At 73.1% G+C, this 20,696-nt stretch carries 17 protein-coding genes and 2 pseudogenes; 8 read left to right on the top strand and 11 right to left on the bottom strand.

From position 1 onward, the window contains the following. The 3 genes and pseudogenes from ACIQMU_RS09635 to ACIQMU_RS09625 all read left to right on the top strand — a co-directional run. Nucleotides 1-195 (top strand): annotated as a pseudogene (locus ACIQMU_RS09635) (IS110 family transposase); the annotation flags it as partial. A 134-nt stretch (nucleotides 196-329) separates the two neighbouring features. Beyond that, nucleotides 330-407 (top strand): annotated as a pseudogene (locus tag ACIQMU_RS09630) (NADPH-dependent FMN reductase); the annotation flags it as partial. A gap of 287 nt (nucleotides 408-694) precedes the next feature. Continuing rightward, nucleotides 695-1,432: a M15 family metallopeptidase gene (locus ACIQMU_RS09625; protein WP_402688586.1), complete on the top strand. Its 738-nt coding sequence runs from the start codon at nucleotides 695-697 to the stop codon at nucleotides 1,430-1,432. A 633-nt stretch (nucleotides 1,433-2,065) separates the two neighbouring features. On the opposite strand, the gene ACIQMU_RS09620 is transcribed toward ACIQMU_RS09625, so the two are convergent. Beyond that, entirely contained in the window at nucleotides 2,066-3,031 is a 966-nt protein-coding gene (locus ACIQMU_RS09620; protein WP_402688575.1) for a pirin family protein, read from the bottom strand. Nucleotides 3,032-3,178: 147 nt separating this feature from the next. On the opposite strand from ACIQMU_RS09620, the gene ACIQMU_RS09615 reads away from it, so the two are divergent. Next, nucleotides 3,179-3,538: a tetratricopeptide repeat protein gene (locus ACIQMU_RS09615; protein WP_402688574.1), complete on the top strand. Its 360-nt coding sequence runs from the start codon at nucleotides 3,179-3,181 to the stop codon at nucleotides 3,536-3,538. Nucleotides 3,539-3,847: 309 nt separating this feature from the next. On the opposite strand, the gene ACIQMU_RS09610 is transcribed toward ACIQMU_RS09615, so the two are convergent. From ACIQMU_RS09610 to ACIQMU_RS09600, 3 genes are all read right to left on the bottom strand, one after another. Continuing rightward, entirely contained in the window at nucleotides 3,848-4,576 is a 729-nt protein-coding gene (locus ACIQMU_RS09610; RefSeq protein ID WP_352238615.1) for a 4'-phosphopantetheinyl transferase superfamily protein, read from the bottom strand. Further along, entirely contained in the window at nucleotides 4,573-5,553 is a 981-nt protein-coding gene (locus ACIQMU_RS09605; protein WP_402688573.1) for a metallophosphoesterase family protein, read from the bottom strand. The genes ACIQMU_RS09610 and ACIQMU_RS09605 overlap by 4 nt, the downstream gene beginning before the upstream one ends. 171 nt (nucleotides 5,554-5,724) lie before the next feature. Beyond that, a complete protein-coding gene (locus ACIQMU_RS09600) occupies nucleotides 5,725-7,938 on the bottom strand; it encodes a hypothetical protein (RefSeq protein ID WP_402688572.1) in 2,214 nt (737 codons plus the stop codon). A 69-nt stretch (nucleotides 7,939-8,007) separates the two neighbouring features. On the opposite strand from ACIQMU_RS09600, the gene ACIQMU_RS09595 reads away from it, so the two are divergent. After that, complete coding sequence (locus tag ACIQMU_RS09595; RefSeq protein ID WP_402688571.1) at nucleotides 8,008-8,895, top strand: glycosyltransferase family 2 protein; 888 nt, start codon at nucleotides 8,008-8,010, stop codon at nucleotides 8,893-8,895. Between the two features lie 17 nt (nucleotides 8,896-8,912). On the opposite strand, the gene ACIQMU_RS09590 is transcribed toward ACIQMU_RS09595, so the two are convergent. Then, nucleotides 8,913-10,118 (bottom strand): MraY family glycosyltransferase, encoded by a 1,206-nt coding sequence (locus ACIQMU_RS09590; protein ID WP_402688570.1) that lies wholly within the window; start codon nucleotides 10,116-10,118, stop codon nucleotides 8,913-8,915. 472 nt (nucleotides 10,119-10,590) lie between these two features. After that, on the bottom strand, nucleotides 10,591-12,168 hold the full coding sequence (locus tag ACIQMU_RS09585; RefSeq protein ID WP_352238620.1) for an amidohydrolase: 1,578 nt from the start codon (nucleotides 12,166-12,168) through the stop codon (nucleotides 10,591-10,593). 343 nt (nucleotides 12,169-12,511) lie between these two features. Here ACIQMU_RS09585 and ACIQMU_RS09580 point away from each other — a divergent pair, with 343 nt between their 5' ends. Then, nucleotides 12,512-13,456, top strand: a complete 945-nt coding sequence (locus ACIQMU_RS09580) for a methionyl-tRNA formyltransferase (protein WP_352238621.1) — start codon at nucleotides 12,512-12,514, stop codon at nucleotides 13,454-13,456. Nucleotides 13,457-13,474: 18 nt separating this feature from the next. After that, complete coding sequence (gene ddaH, locus ACIQMU_RS09575) at nucleotides 13,475-14,284, top strand: dimethylargininase (RefSeq protein ID WP_402688569.1); 810 nt, start codon at nucleotides 13,475-13,477, stop codon at nucleotides 14,282-14,284. Between the two features lie 127 nt (nucleotides 14,285-14,411). On the opposite strand, the gene ACIQMU_RS09570 is transcribed toward ddaH, so the two are convergent. Continuing rightward, on the bottom strand, nucleotides 14,412-14,891 hold the full coding sequence (locus ACIQMU_RS09570) for a GNAT family N-acetyltransferase (protein ID WP_402688568.1): 480 nt from the start codon (nucleotides 14,889-14,891) through the stop codon (nucleotides 14,412-14,414). A 47-nt stretch (nucleotides 14,892-14,938) separates the two neighbouring features. Then, on the bottom strand, nucleotides 14,939-15,313 hold the full coding sequence (locus tag ACIQMU_RS09565) for an ArsR/SmtB family transcription factor (protein WP_402688567.1): 375 nt from the start codon (nucleotides 15,311-15,313) through the stop codon (nucleotides 14,939-14,941). A 300-nt stretch (nucleotides 15,314-15,613) separates the two neighbouring features. Between ACIQMU_RS09565 and ACIQMU_RS09560 the strand changes: the two genes are divergently transcribed. Next, the gene (locus ACIQMU_RS09560) at nucleotides 15,614-17,023 is read left to right on the top strand and encodes an NAD(P)-binding domain-containing protein (protein WP_352238625.1); all 1,410 of its coding nucleotides are present in this window, start codon (nucleotides 15,614-15,616) and stop codon (nucleotides 17,021-17,023) included. 139 nt (nucleotides 17,024-17,162) lie between these two features. Here the strand turns inward: ACIQMU_RS09560 and ACIQMU_RS09555 are convergent, their stop codons facing one another. The 3 genes from ACIQMU_RS09555 to ACIQMU_RS09545 all read right to left on the bottom strand — a co-directional run bounded on the left by ACIQMU_RS09555 (nucleotide 17,163) and on the right by ACIQMU_RS09545 (nucleotide 20,611). Further along, a complete protein-coding gene (locus ACIQMU_RS09555) occupies nucleotides 17,163-17,684 on the bottom strand; it encodes a DUF4396 domain-containing protein (RefSeq protein WP_402688566.1) in 522 nt (173 codons plus the stop codon). A 97-nt stretch (nucleotides 17,685-17,781) separates the two neighbouring features. Then, nucleotides 17,782-19,020: an APC family permease gene (locus ACIQMU_RS09550; RefSeq protein WP_352238997.1), complete on the bottom strand. Its 1,239-nt coding sequence runs from the start codon at nucleotides 19,018-19,020 to the stop codon at nucleotides 17,782-17,784. A 145-nt stretch (nucleotides 19,021-19,165) separates the two neighbouring features. Then, nucleotides 19,166-20,611 carry a dihydrolipoyl dehydrogenase family protein gene (locus ACIQMU_RS09545; RefSeq protein ID WP_402688565.1) on the bottom strand — a complete coding sequence of 482 codons (1,446 nt, stop codon included), beginning with the start codon at nucleotides 20,609-20,611 and terminating at the stop codon, nucleotides 19,166-19,168. Nucleotides 20,612-20,696 lie beyond the last annotated feature (85 nt).

The following is a 20,696-nucleotide window of genomic DNA, read 5'->3' as shown; positions in this document are numbered from 1 at the left end:
TTCCTGTCCGCCTTCGCCTGCATGAACGCCGACCCCGCCTCCCGGACCTACTACGACAAACAACGCGCCCGCGGGAAGACCCACACCCAAGCCCTTCTCCGCCTCGCCCGCCAACGCATCAGCGTCCTGTTCGCCATGCTCCGCGACGGCACCTTCTACGAGCCCCGCACGCCCACCGTCACCCTCGCCGCATGAACGAGACCAACACCCACGAAACCGGCAGCGCGGGATTGACGAACGACATAGAGGCACCCCCCGGCCGGGTCGGACACCAGGTGGCCGAGTAGGTCGCGAAGCACGGCAGCCAGCACGACGGAATCAACGTCGAGGTGGTGGACATCGAGGACTACAGCCTGCCGGTCTTCGACGAGCCACAGTCACCGCTACTCGACTCCTACGCCCACGCCCACACGCGGGAATGGAGCAAAGAGATCACCGAGTTCGACGGATACATCTTCGTCACCCCCGGAGTCCAACCGATCGATCCCCTCGGCGTTGAAAAACGCCATCGAATTCCTTTACCGCGAGTGGAACAACAAGGCGGCAGGGAGCCGCTTGTCGACGTGCGTGATCACGGCTTCCGCCTCGATCCCCGCAAGCAAGACCGGCTGAGCGCGTTCACCCGCGTCCGCGAGGGCGTCCTGGCCCGGCTGGAGCACGCCCGCTCGCTCCTGCCCGCCCCGCCGGGGCCGACCTGCTGTTCATCGAGGGCTACCGGCCACTGGCCCTCCAGCAGCACTATTTCACCGCGTACCGGGACGAGCCGGCCGTCGCTCACTCCGGCTGGGAGGCTGAGCAGCTGCACCACGCCGCCAGCCGGTACGTGGCACCACCGGAGATCGCGCCCCACTCCGCGGGCGCGGGCGTGGACGTGACCCCCGTCGACCAGGACAGCCACGAACTCGACCTCGGTGCCCGCGTCAATGCCTCCCCCCAGAAATGCGATGGTGCCTGCTTCACTCACGCCCCGAACCTCAGCGATCGCACGTATTACCACCGCACGCTGCTGCTCAGCGCCATGGAGGACGCAGATTTCACCAACTATGCGGCCGAGTTCTGGCACTTCTCGGCAGCGGGCCGGTACGACGCGCTCATGCGGCGAGAGCCGCATGCGTTCTACGGAGATATCGAAAGAGGAGACGGGTCTTGTGCGCATTTCGAGACGCGTAGGAAGCCGGCCGAAGTCGGAGCGCCCGGAACGGGCGCTGAGAGTGCCTGCCCTGGCGCTCGGCGTTCCGTCGCGGAGGCGGAACCGGTCCGGGGACGTGCCACTCACGTCGGGCGGGGAGGGTGGTCACGGAGGGCGAGCATGATGGTCAGGGCGGCTCGCCCCCGGGCGCCTCTGGGAGAGAATCTGGGGAGTAATCGAAGGCTTGGGGAGCGCCTGGGGAGAATCGGCTGCATAACGCAGTACGAAGCTGCAAGACACTGAAAGACGCGTCTCCCCAGGCCGGAGGCCAGCAGAACCACAACGTCACAGGTCAGCGCCGCCCGGTAGACAACTTCTTGACGAAGTCCTCTTGCTGTCGCCCACCCCACCGGCGCCGATGGGAGTGCGGCATTGCTGAGCCGCATCGCGTTTCATACAGACAGTGGAGGCAGCTGGGACAGCAGCGATCCGCCCCACCGACCCAGCTCTGTGGCGGCCCGAGACCAACCGCTCAGGCGGGCAACGCTGCAAGGCCGATCGATGCAGTTTCCCCAACGGCGTTCTCGCGAACTCGGCGACTCGCATCGCGGTCCCGCACGCGGACGCGGTGCCGTCGCGCACCCGAAGCCGAGGGGTCCCGTTTGTCGACTGCCCACAATTCGCTGCATCAGCGTAGGCGCGGAGTCGATCGCCACCCGTCACGCGCAAGGCAACAGACGCCACGACCCTGCTCCACGCACGGGATCTCTCTTTCGCGCGGAACCTCGGCCGACTCACTCCTGGCGCGACGACATGGCGCGGACCGCCACCAGGTAGCCGACTACCCGTCAGCAAAGTCAGCGTTGAGTCGGCATTCGTTCCACCAAACGCCGCCACACTCTGCTCTGCATGGGTCAGTTCGGGCATAGCCTCGGCTCAGCGCACCCTCCCTCGCGCCTTCAGCGGCACCGAAGGCAGCTCCGGGGCCGGAATCGGAGGACCGTCGTAGCCCTGCACCTCACCGAAACGGGTGCCGTTCATCCAGTCGGCGCGGGCCTGTGCGATGTCCTCCTGGGACCGCCCGATCCAGTTCCAGAACATCACGAGCTCCTCCTCGAACGGCTCGCCGCCCAGGAGCATCAGCCCGGCGTCGGAGACGGCGCGCAGAGGCAGTTCGGTGCGGCCGCAGCCGAGGTAGAGCATCGAGCCGGGCAATACGGGGACGCCGTCCACCTCGGCCTCGCCCGACATGGACAGGACCGCGTACTCGAAGTCGGGGTCCAGGGGCAGGCGGGCTTCGGCGCCGCCTGTCAGGGTCACGTCGGCGCCGACGATCGGGGTGTACGCGGTGCCGGGCGACGCCGCTCCGTCCAGTTCGCCCAGAATCACGGTGGCGGACAGGCCGGGGGCGGTGACGACGGGCAGGTCGGCGTGGTGCTGGAAGTGCGGCTCGACGTGGCGGTGCGCTTCCGGGAGGGCCACCCAGAGCTGTGCTCCGTGCAGAAGCCGGGCGTGCTCCTTGGGGCTCTCCTCGGAGTGGCTGATGGCGCGGCCCGAGGTCATCAGGGCCAGCTCGCGGGGGCGTACGGTCTGCAGGCTGCCGAGGCTGTCCCGGTGGAGGACCTCCCCGTCGTGGAGCCAGCTGACGGTCTGGAGGCCCATGTGGGGATGCGGCGGGACCTGCATTCCGGGCTCGTCGGCGATGTCGTCGGGCCCGTAGTGGTCCACGAAGGCCCAGGCGCCCACCATGCGGCGGCCGAGATTGGGCAGCAGGCGGCGGACCTCGGTGCTCTCGCCGAGCTGGACGCGGCGGGGGGCGAGGAGCTCACGGACGGGCTCGGCGACGACGAAGCCACGCCCTCCGCAGACGGAGGGCGTGGCCTGGCGATCGAGATTGCTCATGAAGCTCAACCTATTCCCGCAGGGGCGTGGAACACCTGGTCCCACGCCAAAACATTAGTGGAATGTTCAACCATTGTGTGGTGTTGTCATGGCTGAACGTACGGCGGGGCGGCCGGAGGGCGGCCCGCACCACACGAAGGAGGACACGTGAGCCAGACCTACTACGAGTTCGGCACCGCCGCCGACCGGTGGGACCGGGCACAGATGTTCTTCGAGGCCAAGGAGTACGTGACGGCCGCGCGGATCCTGGGCGGGCTCGTCGAGGAAGTGCCGGAGCAGGTCGCGCCGCGACTGCTGCTCGCCCGCTCGTACTACCACTCCGCCCGGCTGGGAAAGGCGGAGGAGGAGCTGCGGGCCGTCCTGGAGCTCGACCCGGTGGAGACGTACGCGCACCTCATGCTGGGCCGGACGCTGGAGCGCCAGGGACGGGCGGCCGACGCTGCGCCGCACCTGCGCATGGCCGCCGCCCTCACCGGCGACTTCGGCCCCGGAGCCGCCCACGCCTGAGGGCTCGCGCACCCCGGCCGGGCCCGCGCACTTTTGCGCGGGCCCGGCCTCCTCTATCCGCGGATGCCGACATCCGACCATGGGGTCTCCGGACGGAGGGGTGGGGAAGGGGAGCGGGAAGATGCACGGATTCAGGGGTGCCGCGTCACGCCGGGCACGTCAGCCCCGCTCATCTGGTGCATTGACACCCAGGGCCCCGCCCACCGGCCCCGCCCATCGGTCCCGGCCCACCGATCCCGGACCATCGGCCCCGGTCGGCCGACCGGGGCGATCCGTCGCTCGCCGCCCCACCACCCCGCCGACCGCTCGTCACGATCCGTCGTTCTCCCTCCAGCCGGACCGCACCGACGCGGCCGTCGCGATGATGCCGTCCTCTACCCGCCAGCGCCCGTGAAGCGTCGTCGGCAGGGCCGGGTCGGTGAGGAGCAGACGGGCGGTGAAGCCGCCTTCGGCGGGGATGCGGACCTGGGGTCCGTCGACGCCGCCCGGGCTGTCCGGACCGCTCGCCCGGTCGAACGTCAGGTCGGCTTCGAGAAAGTCCAGTTCCCTTCCGGTGACCGGATACCACGTCTTGAAGACGCTCTCCTTGGCGCTGAACAGGACACGGTCCCAGTGGATCTCGCCCGCTCCTTCCGGCGCGGGCGGACCGATCCGTTCGCGTTCGGCGGGCAGGGTGATCAGTTCCCGTAGGTCGACGGGGAGCGGAGCGTGCGGTTCCGCGTCGATGCCGAGCGACAGCACGTCCGTCGCCCGGGCCAGCGCCGCCGCCCGGTATCCGTTGCAGTGGGTGAGGCTGCCGACGATGCCCTCGGGCCAGAGCGGTCTCCCCCGGTGGCCGTGGAGCACCGCGACGGGCGGCAGGCCGAGTCCGGCCATGGCACGCCGGGCGCAGGCACGCGCCGTGGTGAAGTCGTTCCTGCGCTTGGCCACGCTCTGGGCGATCAGCGCCTCCTCCTCCGGGAAGAGGATTCCGTCCGGGACGCTCTCCGCACGGGTGGCCGCGCAGGAGACTTCGGCGGACAGCAGCCGCTCGATCATGAGGGGGCTCCGGGGGTGCGGTCCTGTGCGGACGGTCCGGCGCCGGTCCCGGCCGGCGGCCCGGGTTCGCCGTCGTAGGGGAGGATCTGCCGCAGGAGGCCGCGTGGGTGCCCCCTCTCGCGCCACTCCCGGGGGTAGCCGATGGAGACCTCCTCGAAGCGCACGCCGTCGTACCAGGTCGTACGGGGGATGTGGAGGTGGCCGTAGACGACGGCGGTGACGTTGAAGCGGCGGTGCCAGTCGGCGGTCAGTTCGGTGCCGCACCACTGCGCGAACTCCGGGTACCACATCACCGACGTGGGCTCCCGGACGAGCGGCCAGTGCCCGGCGAGGACGAGGGGTATCTCCGGGTCGTGCTCCGCGAGCCGGCGTCCGGTCGCGGCGACCCGGGCGCGGCACCAGTCGTCCCGGGTCGGGTAGGGGTCCGGGTGCAGGACGTATTCGTCGTTGCAGACGATGCCGGACTTGTGCGCGACGGCGAGCGAGTCCTCCTTCGTGTGTGTGCCCGGGGCACGGAAGGTGTAGTCGTACAGGAGGAAGAGCGGCGCGATCGCCACCGGACCGTCCGGGCCCGGCCAGAGGGGGAAGGGGTCTTCCGGAGTCGTCACTCCGAGGCTCCGGCACACCTCGACGAGGTGGTCGTAGCGGGCTTGGCCGCGCAGTTGGACCGGGTCCTTGGGCAGGGTCCACAGCTCGTGGTTGCCGGGGGTCCAGATCACGTGGGCGAATCGTTCCGCGAGGAGGCCGAGCGCCCACCGGATGTCCGCCGGCTGCTCCGCCACGTCACCCGCGACGATCAGCCAGTCCGCGTCGGACGTCGGGTGCAGGGACTCCACGAGGGGCCGGTTGTCGCTCACCGCCGCGTGCAGGTCGCTCACGGCCAGCAGACGGCCGGCCCCTGGCTGTCGGCGCCCGTCGCCGAGGGAGGGAACGGAGGCGGGAGCACCGTGCGGTGCGGGTTCGCTCGGAGGCGTCATGGGCGCTGGTTCCCGATCTGTCGGCAGTGGTCCGGCTCCTTCCGCACGGTGGGGAGCCGCTGGGAACGTAGCCTCTCACGCTCCCCTCGCGGTTCTCGCGGCGTTTCGGACGGCCGGCACGACTACGGGCGGGGGGCGCGCCCGGAACGAGGCGGCCCGAGGGACCGGCCGTCAGCCGGCTTCCGCCCGGCGGGAGTTCAGCTCGTTCACCGCACCCAGCGCGTCTCCGACCGTCGTGTAGTCGACGGCGATGAAGTTGACCGGGCCGCCACGCTCCGCCTCGCAGGCGCGCGCCCGCTCCAGGAGCCATGCGCGGGCGTTGACGCGACCGGCGTCCAGGCGGCTGCCGCCCCCCTTCGTGATGAAGTGGTTGAGCAGGAAGAGCTGTTTCCCGGTGCCGCCCCGGTGGGGCGCGCATGTCATCTCGGAGGGGCTGCCGAAGGCGAACGGCGTCTCCATCCCGTACCGGTAGAAATTGCGGTACCAGGGCGCCGGACCGTCGGCCTTCTCCGCGAACACCACCAGCCGCCGGCCGCTGTCGATCATCTCCTCCAGGGTCGGCCACGGGGCGCCCTGGTCCGCAGGGGGGACGTGCAGGAGGTCGTCGAGGCCGGCGGCGCGGAACGCCTCCTCGGTGTCCTCAGGGCTGATGTCGTCCTGGACGATGAGCGTCACGACCTCGGTGGGGTGGGCGCGCAGCCAGTCGCCGATGTCCTCCAGGGCGGGGACCAGTTCGATGGCTCCGGCGCGGCAGACGCCGTGGCAGAGCCACAGACCGTCGCGGGGCGGATTGGCCTGGTCGACGGCGCCGGAGATCAGGCGCCGCTGCTCGGGGGTGAATTCGGGCGAGTCGAGCCGTGCGGCGATGTCCTGGGAATCCTCCCAGCGGTACGTGTCGAGCTGGAGGGCCCGGACGCCGGTGTTGAGCTGGGTGGTGATGTCGGGGTCCTGGAAGGGGCCGATGAACCGGTCGGCGGTGGTGGCCATGGCGTTGTGCGAGGTGAGGTAGGCGGCTTCGTCGTAGCGCAGGTCGCACAGGCGGCTGCTGCCGAGGCACTGGCGGGGTGCGGACGGGCTGAACACGGGTGGTACGACCAGTACGCCGGCGAGTGCGGCACAGGCCACGCCCGCCGCCGTCGTGCGGACCGCCGTCGGGGTCGGGATCGGGAGGCGGCCCGGGCGCACCAGCAGCGCCCAGCCCACGCCCGTGAGGAGCACGCCGCCGACGAGGGCCGTGAGGGCGGCGCTCAGGCCGGTGGCCACCACCTGGCGCACGGCGTTGCCCTGGAGGTCGTCGACGAGCGCGGTGACGCTCGGCGCCCAGGAGGACGGCGTGGCGATGAACTGGCCCCCGGTGGTCAGCCGGGTCAGCAGCACGGCCGCGGCGGTCAGTACCCCCGCGCAGGCGAGGGCCTGGCCGAGCCGCATCAGCCGACGGGCCGGGGCGGCGGGGCCGGTGAACCAGAGAGTCGCGAGGGCGGCCATCGCGAGGGCGAGCGCGAGGACCTGGAGCAGGCCGAGGAGCCTGATGGCGTCACGGGCGCGCTCCAGGGCCCTGAGGTCGTTCCCGGCGGCGGTCAGGGTGCCGGTGAGGTCCCACGTACCGTCCTGGAGGGCGGTACGGAGGCCGGCCACCGCGCTCCGTGAGCCGTCGGCGAGCGCGGCGGCGGTGGCCGCCAGCGCGGTCGACACGTCTCCCTCTCCCAGGGCGACCCGGATCTCGGGGCGCAGTGCCGTCCGCTCCCGCTCCGGGACGGCCGTGAGGAGGAGGTCGGTGGCACGGTCGGCCTGTTCCTCGGTGAGCGGCAGTGTGGGCAGCTCGGGTGCCCGGCCCTCCTTGAGGTCGTCGAGCGCCGAGGTGAGGTCGGCGGTGAACCGTTCGAAGTCCGGCCGGTCGAGGCCCTGGAGATGGGCCACCAGGTCACCGAAGTAGACGCGGGCGAGATCGGCGAGGTTCTCCAGTACCGGCGCCAGGTCGACGGTCAGCCGGAGCTCGTCGTCCTCGCCGCGCAGATAGCGGGTCACCGCGTCGATCTGCTGGTCGGTGAGCGCCCGGACCGTGGCGGGCGGCAGCACGACCTTGATGTTCGAGGTCACCAGTGCCTCGGGCACGGGCAGCCGTGCGAGGAGGTCGCGGGTGACGGGCGAGATCTCCGGGTCGACCAGAACCTCGCCGTAGAGGCGGTCGTAGGCGGACTCCTCGTCCAGCACCGCCTGGTAGAAGCCGGACGAGGCGACGGTGGACCGGGCGGTCGCGGTCAGGGCGACCGTCGTCACGCACAGGACGGCCAGCAGGAAGGCGAGTACCGGTACGAGGCGGCCGGGCCGGCGCGCGGGGGCGAAGCCCCGGACGGGCCCGTGCTTCGCGGTCGGTTCGGCGCTCACCCGTCCAGCCTATGCGGAATATCGGCTTTTATGCATGAATGATGAGATTGAGGAGCTGAGGAGCCCACTGTGCACTCCGTTCACCTGGCCGTGCTGATGACGAGTCATGACCGCCGCGCGCGGACGCTGTCCGCGCTGCGTGCCCTGGAGGAACAGCGCGGACTCACCTCCGGGACCACACTCGGCGTGCATCTCGTGGACATGGGCAGTACCGACGGTACGCCCGAGGCGGTCCGGCGGCGGCATCCCGCGGTGGAGGTCATGTCGGTGGGCGCGGACGTCCCCCGCAACCAGGCGCTGCGCATCGCGAGCCGCAACAGCCGCAGCGGCGGCGGGGGCGGCGGTCCGCTCCGCGTGGCGGCGGGCGGGCCGAGTCATCCGTGGACGCACCAGCTGTGGCTCGACGACGGGGTCGAACTCTTCCCGGACGCCCTGGCGAGGCTGCTGCACACGGCGGACGCGGCGGGGCCCGGCACGGTCGTCGTCGGCGCGGTGCGGAACGCGTACGGGGACACCGTGTACTCCGGGCGGCGGGGCAGGTCCCTGGCGCTCGTCGAGCCCGGCGCACACCGGCCGGAGCGCTGCGACACGTACGACGGGCGGGTGGTCCTGGTGTCCCGGGCCGTGTACGACCTCGTCGGGGACCCCGACAAGGTCTTCCGCCACCGGATGGGCGACTTGGACCACGGCTGCCGCGCGCGGCGGGCCGGGGTGGCCGCGCTCGTCGCCCCGGGGCATGCCGGCGAGTGCGTGGAGGGCCCGGCCGCTCCCGGGAGCCGGGAGCCGGGGATCGGCGTACGGGAGGCGCTGCGCCGGGTGGCCTCCGGGCGGGAGCTGCCGCCCCGCCAGTGGTGGCGGTACTGCGTGCGGCACACCTGGCCGTGGGCGCCCTGGCTGATGGTCTCCCCGTACGCGCGCACCGCGGTCCGCGCCGCTCTCGGCCGCCGGCGCGGGTGATCACGGGCCGGACGGTGTCAGCTTCGCTCGGCGGCGACCGGGGCGGAGCGACCGGTGGGCGGGGGCGGCACGGTGGGGCGCCCCGCGGCGGTCCTGGCGGGGCCGGCGGGCACGCCCTTCCCGCAGGGTGAGCCCTTGCCGCCCGGTGCGGAGGCCGCCGAGGGGATAGCGGCTCCGGTGGCGGGCGCCGGGGTGCGCCGGGCGGCGGTACGGGGCGGGGCGGCCCGGGGCGGTGCGTACGCCGGCACCCTCAGCAGGGCGTACACGGCGGCCACCGACCCGGCGAGCGGTACGAGGAGGAGCGCCGGGTGGAGCAGTTCGGCGTACACCAGCGTCCCGGTGGTGACGGGGACGCCCGCCCACAGGGTCAGGAGGACCGCCGTGCCCGGCACGGTGACGCGGAGGCGGCGCAGCCGGTGCCCGATGTGGTCGCCCGTGTCGCGCAGCGGGGGGCGGGCGGCGCGGCGGCGCGAGATCAGGACCAGGGCGGTGTCGGCGAGGGCCACGGTCGCCAGGGCCGGCAGCGCTGCCCACGCGGCGCGGTCCGTCGGGGCGGCCGCCTGGATCAGCGCGCCGGAGCCGGCCAGCGCGAATCCGGTGAACTGCGCGCCGGTCGCGCCGAGCTGAAGGCGGGAGGGGTGCCAGTTGTGGAGCAGGAAGCCGGCGAGGCCCCCCGCCAGGGCCGCCGGAAACAGGGCGAGGGCGGTGTTGCCGTCGATCACCGAGCACGCGAGGAGCCCGGCGGCGGTGACCACGCCCACGGCGGTCAGCAGCCCGTCGACGTGGTCGAGCAGGGCGAACGCGTTGGTGACGAGGACGATCCAGAGCACGGCCAGGACGCCCGCCACCGGTGACAGGCCGGCGAGGCAGACGACGAGGACGGCGGCGGCCGTCTGCGCGGCGAGGCGGAGGGCGGCCCACAGCGGCTTCAGGTCGTGGACGAGGCCGAGGGCGGCGACGGTCCCGGCTCCGGCGAGCAGCCCGGCGACGGAGCCCGCGGAGCCGTCCGCCGCTCCGAGCCACAGGGCCCCGCCCGCGGCCGTGCCGACACCGAGCACGGCCGCCGCGCCGCCGGTCCTGCGCAGCGCCCCGGCCCGCGGCGCGCGCCTGTCCGGCCCGCCCGGGGAGTGGGGGCGGAGTGCCGGACGGCGGGCGCCCTTGGCGAGTGCGACCGTGATGAACAGCGCGGCCACACCGGAGGCGATGATCCCCAGCACGTTCACCTGCCCTGCCTTTCCTCGTTCATGACCTGCGGCACGGGAGACCGGGCGGCCGGTGGAACGGCGGCCGACCGGTCCCCGGCCGGTTGCGGGTCGGGGGACACCGGACGCCACTCGGGTGGCGTTTCTCCCCAACCTACGGGCCGATGCCCGCATTGACCCTAAATAACACGAAAAGGGCGGCGTATTGTTCTGCTGTCCCACGGCGGGGCGACCTGCACCGACCCGCCCGCACCGGCCAAAGAGCCTCGCCCCGCGTGGAGTTGGAGCCCTTTCCGGGCGGAGGAGCCGTCAGACCCCGAGCGTCCGGTCGGTTTTGCCGTACGGCGGCGGCGCACCGGACCTGAGGGAGAAGGGGCCGCCGGCGTCCAGGGCGGCGGCAGATCGGCACGCGGACCCGGACGGCGAACCGGCCCGGATCCGCGCGGCGCGCACGCGCTGCGGCTTCGCCGCTCGCACGGCGCCGCGCAAGGCGTCACCCCGCGGCGCGGGCGTCACGGCCTTCCACGAAGGTCCGCACGATCTCGATGCCCCCGATCCGGGAGGGGTCCACGCGGTGCGGGTCGTCGGCCAGCACCACCAGGTCGGCGCGCATCCCCGCCGAGAGGGAGCCCGCAGCGCCCTCCCAGCGGCAGGCGTGAGCGCCGGCGACCGTGTAGGCCCGCAGCGCCTCGTCGACGGTGACGGCCTCGTCCGGGCCGACGAGACGGCCCGAGGCGGAGGCTCGTTCGACCATGAACTGGATGGCCCGCAGCGGCGAACCGTCCGTGACGGGGCGGTCGGAACTGCCGACGAGGGCGACTCCGTGGTCGAGGAATCCCCGGCCCCGGTACAGCCAGCCGGCCCGCCCCTCCCCCATCACCGCCGCGTAGTCGTCACCGAAGGAGCGGAGGAAATTGGGCTGGACGACCGCGCTCACGCCGAGCGCGGCGAAGCGGGGCAGCTGGTCGGGACGGATCAGCCCGGCATGCTCGATACGGTGGCGCGCGTCCGGGCGCGGCCGCAGCCTCTGAGCCCGCTCCAGGGCGTCGAGGGCGAGATCGGCCGCCCGGTCGCCGATGGCGTGAACGGCGAGCTGCCAGCCCGCGAGGTGGCCCTCGACGATGAGGCCGACGAGGCGGTCGGGGTCGTCCTGGAGCCGGCCGACGTTTCCGGTGGCGCCCTCGTACGGTGCGGTGAGCGCCGCCGTACGCGCCATCATCCCGCCGTCGGTGTAGATCTTGAGCGCGCCCAGGGACAGCCAGTCGTCGCCGAACCCGGTGCGCAGGCCGAGGTCCAGCGCGTGGGTGAACCCGTCGCCGGCGTGGGTCGCGCGGGGGCGCAGGGTGTCGCCGGAGGCCATGAGCTGGACGCGCAGCGGCAGTCGGCCGTGGTCCCGGAGCAGTTGGTAGGCGCCCAGCTCGACGGGGCTGTGGCCGAGCAGCCCGCCGCCGATGCCCGCCTCGGCGCAGGCCGTGATCCCCTCGTCGAGGCAGCCGCGGGCGGCGAGCTCGATCGCGTCGGCGAGCTCTTCCTGCGAGTAGGGCAGCCGCAACCGGCGGGCGGCGGTCATGGCGCTCTCGGCGAGGAAGCCCTCCTCGTGCGGCGTCCCGTCCGGCAGTTGGTTCAGCACGGCGGTGTTGACGACGCAGGCGTGCCCGGAGTCGTGCATCAGGAAGACTTCGCGGCCATGGCTGACCCGGTCCAGTTCGGCGGCGGTCAGGTGGCGGCCCAGGGCCCGCTGGTCGTACCCGGCCAGCTCCACCCATGCGCCGGGGGGAGCCGGGCGGCGGGCCGCGGCGTCCACGACGGCGAGGATGTCCTCGACCCGCTCGCACGGGGCGACGCTCGGTGTACGGGCCCTCAATCCGGTCCACGCCAGGTGGACGTGGCTGTCGATGAAGCCGGGCAGCACGGTGGCGCCGTCCAGGTCGACGACCTCGCGGGCGGGCAGGGAGGTGACGGCCGCGTCCACACCGACGATCCGCCCCCGCCAGATGCCGAGGTCATGGGCGACGGGGTGGCGCGGGTCCATCGTGAGGATGCGGGCGTTCGTCAGCCGCGTGCAGAGCATGGGCGGTCCGTCCGTCGGAGGTCGGGGCGGCCGGCGGGGGGCTCTCCCGGTACGGCAGGGCCGCGGGCGCCTCCCTCTCCGGGCTCCACCGGGCCGTCCGCCGGAATGTACTGCCGGCAGACGACCGGGCGCCACCGGGCCTCCCGGGCGGGGGCCGGAGAGCCGCCCCGCCCGGGAGGCCGGGCGAGGGCGCCGCACCGCCGCCCCGCGCGTGGCCGCAGACGTACGGGCAGTCGCTCCTGATGTTCACTCAACTCACCTGGCAGCCAAGCACCGTTGTGTTATTAGGTAAGGCTTGCTTTACTGATGCGCCGGTTGATCGCTCTTCCAAGGAGGCACCTCCATGCGGGTCGTCATGTTCGGTTACCAGACCTGGGGGCACCGCACCCTGCAAGCCCTCCTGGACTCCGAGCACGACGTGGTGGCGGTGGTGACGCATCCGAGGAGCGAACACGCCTACGAGAAGATCTGGAGCGACTCGGTCGCCGACCTGGCGGAGAAGCACGGCGTCCCCGTGATCGTCCGCAACCGGCCGGACGACGAACTCTTCGAGCTTCTTCGGGAGGCGTCCCCGGACCTCATCGTGGCGAACAACTGGCGTACCTGGATTCCGCCGCGGATCTACAACCTGCCGCGGCACGGCACGCTCAACATCCACGACTCGCTGCTGCCCGCCTACGCGGGCTTCTCGCCGTTGATCTGGGCGCTCATCAACGGCGAGCCGGAAGTGGGCGTCACGGCCCACATGATGGACGAGGAGCTGGACGCCGGCGACATCGTCGTCCAGCGGGCGGTCGCCGTGGGACCGACGGACACCGCCACCGACCTCTTCCACCGGACGGTCGACCTGATCACGCCGGTCACGGTCGAAGCCCTCGGAATGATCGCCTCGGGACAGACCGAGTTCACCCCGCAGGACCGGTCGAGGGCGAGCTTCTTCCACAAGCGCGCCGAGGAGGACATCCTCATCGACTGGAACTGGCCGGCCGAGGACCTGGAGCGCCTGGTCCGCGCCCAGTCCGCCCCTTACCCGGCCGCCTTCACCTTCCACCGCGGACAGCGCGTCGAGGTCGTCTCCGCCGTCGTGTCCCAGGGCCGCTACGGCGGGACCCCGGGCCGCGTCTTCTACCGCGAGGGCGACGGCGTCGTGATCGTCGCCGGGGCCGACGCCCGCACGGGCCGCAACCACGGTCTGGCGATCACGCGTGTCCGGACGGCGGACGGCCGCGAGCTGCCCGCGACCGAGTACTTCACCTCGATGGGCGGCTATCTCACCGGCCGCCCCTGACGATCAGGATTCCGCCCCATGCGTACCGCACGTGCCCGGCGCTACCTCATGTGCCGGCCCACCTTCTTCGACGTGGTCTACTCCATCAACCCGTGGATGGACCCGGCGAAGCCTGTCGACACTCCGCTGGCCATCGCCCAGTGGGAGCGCCTGCGCGAGGTCTACCTGAACCTCGGGCACACCGTCGACACCATCGACCCCGTCCCCGGTCTGCCCGACATGGTCTTCGCGGCCAACGGCGCCACGGTCGTCGACGGGCGGGCCCTGGTGGCCCGGTTCCGTGACGCCGAGCGGATCGCCGAGGGCCCGGCCTACCACGACTGGCTGCGCGACAACGGCTTCCCGGACCTGCGCACGGCCGCGTCCGTCAACGAGGGTGAGGGCGACTACCTCCTGGCGGGCGACTGGCTGCTGGCGGGCACCGGGTTCCGCAGCGACCCCCGCTCCCACGACGAGGCCCAGGAGTACTTCGGACGCCCGGTGATCGGGCTGACCCTCGTCGACCCCGACTACTACCACCTGGACACCGCCCTCACCGTGCTCGACGAGAAGACGGTCGCCTACTACCCGGCGGCTTTCTCCCCCGGCAGTCTGGCCGTGCTGCGGCGGCTGTTCCCGGACGCCCTCCTCGCCACGCCCGCCGACGCCGAGGCGTTCGGGCTGAACGCGACGTCGGACGGGTACAACGTGGTCCTGCCGCAGAACGCGACGGACCTCGCAGGGCAGCTGCGGGAGCGCGGGTTCCGCCCCGTGGGCGTGGACCTCTCGGAACTCCTCAAGGCGGGCGGCAGCGTGAAGTGCTGCACCCTGGAGCTGCGCGGGGCCTAAGCGGACCGCTGAAACGTCCGCGGCCGAAGCGGCCGAACCGTCCCGGCCCGTGCTCCGCGCATCCGCGCCGGCCGGGCCGGGACTTCACCGGCCGGGCGGGGGCACGACAGCACGACGGGACCGGCCGTCACCCGATGGCGGGGCTCCGGCGCTCGACGAGAACGACGTCGCGCCAGACCCCGTGGAGACGCCCGATCCGCTCCCGGACGCCGATGATCCGGAAACCGGCCCGCTCGTGAACGGCGAGACTGGCGGTGTTCTCCGGGAAGATCCCGGCCTGGACGGTCCAGATCCCGGCCTGCTCCGTGGAGTCGACCAGGGCCTTCAGCAAGGCGGAAGCGACCCCGCGACCACGAGCGGCGGGAGCGACGTAGACGGAGTGCTCGACGACTCCCGCGTACGCGCACCGGTCCGAAACCCTGCTCGCCGCCACCCAGCCCAGCACCGAGCCGTCCCCGTCGAGAGCGACGAAGCGGTGGCCGGGCAGCTTCGCGGAGTCGAAAGCCTCCCAGTCGGGCGGGCCGGTCTCGAAGGTGGCGTTGCCCTCCTCGATGCCGGTCCGATAGATCGACAGCACCTGCTGGGCGTGCTCCGCCGTCAGTGGCACCAGTACGACGCTCGACCGCCCGCTCACCGCCCTCCCCGTCCCGGCGGTCAGGCGGCCGTGCGCAGCGTCAGCAGCCGGCCCATCCCGGCGAGCACCGACGGTTCGACCCGGTAGTAGACCCAGGTACCGCGCCGCTCGGACGTCAGCAGCCCGGCCTCCTTCAGCTTCTTCAGGTGGTGGGACACCGTAGGCTGGGAGACGCCGACGTCGGAGATGTCGCACACGCACGCCTCCCCGCCTTCGTGCGAGGCCACGGCGGAGAACAGCCGCAGGCGCACCGGGTCTCCGAGCGCCTTGAACATCCGAGCGGCCGCCTGCGCCTCCTCGGCGGTCATCGGGCGCTCGGTCAGGGGCGGGCAGCACGGAACCACGCCCTGGCTCTCGGCGGGCTCGATCAGCGGCAACACCTTCGCGTTCGACATACGCCTATGTTGACACACGTCGAACCAGGACGCCCGGGGATCACCTTCGCGAGAGACCGGCGCCCGGGACGCCTTCCGCGCACCGGCGGCCGACGACCCGCGCCCCGGCGGCAGCGGAGCAGGGGGCGGAGGCGCCGCCGCCGGCGGCGACCCCGGCTCCGCCGCCGGAGACGGCACCTCCGCCCACCTTTTCGGGCGCTCAATTTCGACACATGTCTATGTTGACGCTCATCGATATGCGTGCCATTCTCGAACCCGTAAGCCATCGACGAACGTCGAAACACGCAAGGAGCCGCCGCCGTGAACGCGCCCGCCACCACCGAACTGCCCGTCGTCGTGATCGGGGCCGGACCCACCGGTCTCGCCGCCGCCGCCCACCTGATCGAGCGGGGCATCGAACCCCTGGTCCTGGAAGGCGGGACCGCCGCCGGCGCCGCGGTGCGCGACTGGGCCCACGTACGTCTCTTCTCCACCTGGGGCGAGGTCGTCGACCCGGCCGCCGAGAAGCTCCTGGCCCCCACCGGCTGGACGCACCCCGACCCGGACGCCTACCCCTCCGGCGGGGACTGGGCGGAGGGGTACCTGCGGCCACTCGCCGACGCCCTGGGCGACCGGGTCCGCCTCGGCGCCCGGGTCACCGGCGTCTCCCGCGCCGGCCGCGACCGGTCCGTGGACGCCGACCGCGACCAGCAGCCGTTCGTCGTGCACATCGCCCACGCCGACGGCCGCGAGGAGCGGACCTTCGCCCGTGCCGTCATCGACGCCTCCGGCACCTGGACCACCCCGTCCCCGGCCGGCGCCTCCGGCCTGCCGGCCCTCGGCGAGAAAGCCGCCGCCGACCGGATCACCTACCGCGTCCCCGACTTCAGGAACCCGGCCGTCCGCGCCCGGTACGCGGGGCGCCGCACCGCGGTCATCGGCTCCGGAGCTTCCGCCTTCACCGCCCTCGCCCAGCTCGCCGACCTCGCGAGGTCCGACGACGGCACGGGCACCACGGGCGTGTGGATCCTGCGCCGGGGCCTCTCCGGCTCCACGTTCGGCGGCGGCAGCGCGGACCAGCTGCCCGCTCGCGGGGCGCTCGGGCTCGCGGCGAAGGCCGCCGTCGACGAGGGGTACACGGACGCGGTCACCGGCTTCCGCACGGAAGCGATCGAGCGCGCCCCCGACGGGCGCCTCGTGCTGGCGGGCGAGGACGGACGCCGCTCGGACGCCGTGGACGAGGTCATCGTGCTGACCGGGCTCCGCCCCGACCTGGGCTTCCTCGACGAGCTCCGCCTCGGCCTGGACGAACGCCTCCAGGCCCCCGCCCGACTGGCCCCGCTGATCGATCCCAACCAGCACTCCTGCGGCACCGTCTATCCCCACGGCCACCGCGAGCTCTCCCACCCCGAACCCGGCCTCTACCTGGTCGGCATGAAGTCCTACGGCCGGGCCCCGACCTTCCTCGCCATGACCGGCTACGAACAGGTCCGCTCCGTGGCCGCCGCCCTCGCCGGAGACCTGGAGGCGGCCGACCGCGTCGACCTCACCCTGCCCGAGACGGGGGTCTGCGGAGGCGCCGGACTCTTCGACGACCCGGCCGCCGCGCAGTCCGACGCCGGAGGCTGCCGCACGACGCCGGAACCCGCCGCGGTGCCGCTCGCGGTCGGCACACCGGCCGCCGCCGCGGCCGACGCCGAAGCGGCGACGGGCGGCTGCTGCGGCTCGTGAGCTCCCCGCCCGTCAGCCAGGCGCCCTCGCGCCGCGCGTGGGCACTCGCCGGCGGGTGCCCACGCGGGGCCCGAGCGGGACGCGCACGTCCCTCCCGGGCCGAACGCCGCGCCGAGGGAACCGCACGATCGGGGCTCGGTCAGTGGTAGGCGTGGACGACGGCGTGACCCTTGCCGCGGCCGATCATCCACCTGTTGACCGGCGTGGTGATCACGAAGGCCACGGCGAAGCCGCCGAGCAGCGCCGTCCAGAACAGCGCGTCCGACAGGTGGGCGTCCATCGCCCCGGGCGTCAGGGCGATGATGCCGTTGTCGACGAACTCCATCACCGCGATCGAGACGGTGTCGGCGGCCAGTGCGACCTTCACGGCGTTCTTGAAGTCCAGCCCCGCCCTGCGGACCGCGAACAGCGTGAACGAGTATCCGAAGACGAAGGCCAGCGCGATCGCCAGGACCATCGTCTGGACGTTGCCCCAGAGCAGGGCCGTACCGATCACCATGCCGAGGATCTCGCCGATCGCACAGCCGGTCAGGCAGTGGAGCGTCGCCTTCGCGGCGGCCCCCCACGTCACCCCGCCCCGGTGGTGACCGGTGTGCCCCGTGGGCGCCTGCGGCGCACCGTGGCCGTGGGCGGTGTCGGCGCCGTGCCTCCCGTGGTCCATGATCGTCATCTCCCGTGCGCTGCGATCCGGTCGATCTTCCACATTTTATACCCCGCCGGGGTATCTGGCGAGGGGATCGCGTCCGCGCCCGCCCGCGTCAGTGCCGCGAACGGCCGCTCACGGCCCTGCGGAGGGCGAACACGGCGGCTCCGAGGACGAGGACCGCCGCACCGGGGATCACGGTACTCGGGGGAAGGGCGAAGGCAAGGACCGCGCAGCCGGCGAGACCAAGGGCCGGGACGAGCCGGTTCGGTCGCCCTTCGGCCGGGGTGAGAGTCCACGCGGAGGCGTTGGCGATCGCGTAGTAGGCCAGCACGCCGAAGGAGGAGAAGCCGATCGCGCCCCGTACGTCGGTGGTCGCGGCGAGCACGGCGACGACAGCGCCGACGGCGAGTTCGGCGCGGTGCGGCACCCCGAAGCGGGGGTGGACGGCGGCCAGGACGTGCGGCAGATGCCGGTCCCGGGCCATGGCCAGGGCGGTACGCGAGACGCCGAGGATCAGGGCGAGCAGGGAGCCGAGGGCGGCGACGGCGGCGCCCACGCGGACGACGGGCACGAGCCAGCCGGCCCCGGCGGCGCGTACGGCGTCCGCCAGCGGGGCGGTCGCGCCGGCCGGCCCGCCCGGTCCCAGAACCGTCAGCACGGCGACGGCGACGAGGGCGTACACGGCGAGCGTGATGCCGAGCGCGATCGGGATGGCGCGGGGAATGGTGCGGGCGGGATCGCGGACCTCCTCGCCGAGGGTGGCGATGCGCGCGTATCCGGCGAAGGCGAAGAACAGCAGGCCGGCGGCCTGGACCACCCCTGCGACGTCGGCGTCCGAGCCGATGCGCACCCGCGCGGCGTCCGCACCGGACGAGGTCAGGGCGGCGACGACCACGGCGGCGAGGACCGCGAGGACCACCGCGACGACGACCCGGGTGAGCCGCGCGGACTTCTGCACCCCCGCGTAGTTCACCGCGGTCAGCGCGACCACGGCTGCCACCGCCACCCCGCGTTCCTGACCGGGCCACAGGTAGGCGCCGACCGTGAGGGCCATGGCCGCGCAGGAGGCGGTCTTCCCCACGACGAAGGACCAGCCGGCCAGATAGCCCCAGAAGTCGCCCAGGCGCTCCCGGCCGTAGACGTAGGCGCCGCCCGACCGGGGATATCGGGCGGCCAGCCTCGCCGAGGAGGTGGCGTTGCAGTAGGCCACCGACGCGGCCAGGGCCAGGGCGATCAGCAGCCCCGAACCGGCGGCGTCCGCCGCCGGTCCCAGCGCGACGAAGACCCCGGCCCCGATCATCGACCCCAGGCCGATCACCACCGCGTCGGACACACCCAGCCGGCGCCGCATCCCGCCCGCGCCGCCCGCGACACCCACCGTGCTCACGCACACTCCCCCGCTCCGCTCCGACGAACTCAGCGAGGGCACCGTAGCCGAGCCGGATGTCCCGCCGGTGTCGCGGAGGAGCCGTCGGAGGGCCGGCCGTCATGTGTGCTCAACCGCGGTACGTCTCCAGCAACCGCAGCCACACCTCGCTGATGGTCGGATACGCCGGAACCGCGTGCCACAGGCGGGAGAGGGGCACCTCCCCCGCGACCGCGACCGTCGCCGAGTGCAGGAGTTCACCGATGCCCGGGCCCACGAAGGTGACGCCGAGCAGGATCTCGCGGTCCAGGTCCACGATCATCCGGGCGCGGCCCCGGTAACCGTCGGCGTAGAGGCCGGAGCCGGCGACCGAGGCGAGGTCGTAGTCGACGGCGCGTACCCGGTGGCCGGCGCGTTCGGCCTCGGCGAGCGTGAGACCGACGGACGCGGCCTCGGGGTCGGTGAAGACGACCTGGGGGACGGCCGCGTGGTCCGCGGTGGCGGCGTGGGCGCCCCAGGGGCCGTCCTCCAGGGGGGCCCGCTGGGCGCGGGCGGCGATCGCCGCGCCCGCGATGCGGGCCTGGTACTTGCCCTGGTGGGTCAGCAGGGCCCGGTGGTTGACGTCCCCGACCGCGTACAGCCAGTCCGTCCCCTCGACGCGGCAGCTGTCGTCCACGGTGAGCCAGGAGCCGGGTTCGAGACCGACCGTCTCCAGTCCCAGCTCGTCCGTGCGCGGGGCCCGGCCGGTGGCGAAGAGGATCTCGTCGGCCTCGACGCGGTCGCCGTCGTCCAGGAGGACGGTGACCGGGCCGTCCGGTGCGGGGCGCTCGACCGCGGTGACCGAGACGCCGGTACGGATGCGGGCCCCGGCCTCCGTCAACGCGTCGGCGACCAGCTCGCCCGCGAAGGGCTCCATCCTCGGGAGCAGGCCGCCGCCCCGGATCAGCAGCGTGACCTCGGAGCCCAGCGCCTGCCAGACGGTCGCCATCTCCACGCCCACGACTCCCCCGCCGACGATCACGAGCCGGCCGGGAGCCTTCTTGGCGCTGGTGGCCTCGCGGCTGGTCCAGGGGCGGGCCTCCTCGATGCCGGGGAGCCCCGGGACGGCGGCCCGCGTGCCGGTGCAGACGGCGACGGCGTGCCGGGCGGTGAGCCGGTGCTCCGTGCCGTCGGGTGCGGTGACGGAGACCTCCCGGGGGCCGGTGAGCCGGCCCGTACCCCGGTAGACGTCCGCACCGACGCTCTCCAGCCAGGCGACCTGGCCGTCGTCCTTCCAGTGGCTCGTCTCCTCGTCCCGGTACGCGAGGACGGCGTCCACGTCCAGGGGACCCCGCACCGCGGCGCTGAGACCCGGCACCCTGCGCGCGTCGGCACGGGCGACGACGGGGCGCAGCAGCGCCTTGCTCGGCATACAGGCCCAGTAGGAGCACTCGCCGCCGACGAGTTCGCACTCCACCACCGCCGCGGAGAGCCCGGCGGCGCGGGCCCGGTCCGCCACGTTCTCCCCCACCGGGCCCGCGCCGATGACCACCACGTCGTACGGGGAGCTCTCGGAGGTCTTCCCTGCATCAGTCATGGAAACAGTGTCCTCGCGCGTGTGCGTCCCGGCCACATGGGCAGGCGGAATAGCACACGTGTCGTCACCGTTGTGCCGGGACAGG

Source organism: Streptomyces sp. NPDC091649 (assembly GCF_044756785.1).
Taxonomy (GTDB): Bacteria; Actinomycetota; Actinomycetes; order Streptomycetales; family Streptomycetaceae; genus Streptomyces.
Note: the sequence above shows the minus strand (reverse complement) of the source record. Positions and strands in the feature narration are given on the sequence as shown.

Coding starts and splice junctions, on each gene's coding strand:
- ACIQMU_RS09620 (WP_402688575.1), bottom strand. CDS start 3,031: ATGAGCAATCTCGATCGCCAGGCCACGCCCTCCGTCTGCGGAGGGCGT.
- ACIQMU_RS09610 (WP_352238615.1), bottom strand. CDS start 4,576: ATGATCGAGCGGCTGCTGTCCGCCGAAGTCTCCTGCGCGGCCACCCGT.
- ACIQMU_RS09605 (WP_402688573.1), bottom strand. CDS start 5,553: ATGACGCCTCCGAGCGAACCCGCACCGCACGGTGCTCCCGCCTCCGTT.
- ACIQMU_RS09585 (WP_352238620.1), bottom strand. CDS start 12,168: ATGCTCTGCACGCGGCTGACGAACGCCCGCATCCTCACGATGGACCCG.
- ACIQMU_RS09580 (WP_352238621.1), top strand. CDS start 12,512: ATGCGGGTCGTCATGTTCGGTTACCAGACCTGGGGGCACCGCACCCTG.
- ddaH (WP_402688569.1), top strand. CDS start 13,475: ATGCGTACCGCACGTGCCCGGCGCTACCTCATGTGCCGGCCCACCTTC.
- ACIQMU_RS09565 (WP_402688567.1), bottom strand. CDS start 15,313: ATGTCGAACGCGAAGGTGTTGCCGCTGATCGAGCCCGCCGAGAGCCAG.
- ACIQMU_RS09555 (WP_402688566.1), bottom strand. CDS start 17,684: ATGGACCACGGGAGGCACGGCGCCGACACCGCCCACGGCCACGGTGCG.
- ACIQMU_RS09550 (WP_352238997.1), bottom strand. CDS start 19,020: ATGCGGCGCCGGCTGGGTGTGTCCGACGCGGTGGTGATCGGCCTGGGG.
- ACIQMU_RS09545 (WP_402688565.1), bottom strand. CDS start 20,611: ATGACTGATGCAGGGAAGACCTCCGAGAGCTCCCCGTACGACGTGGTG.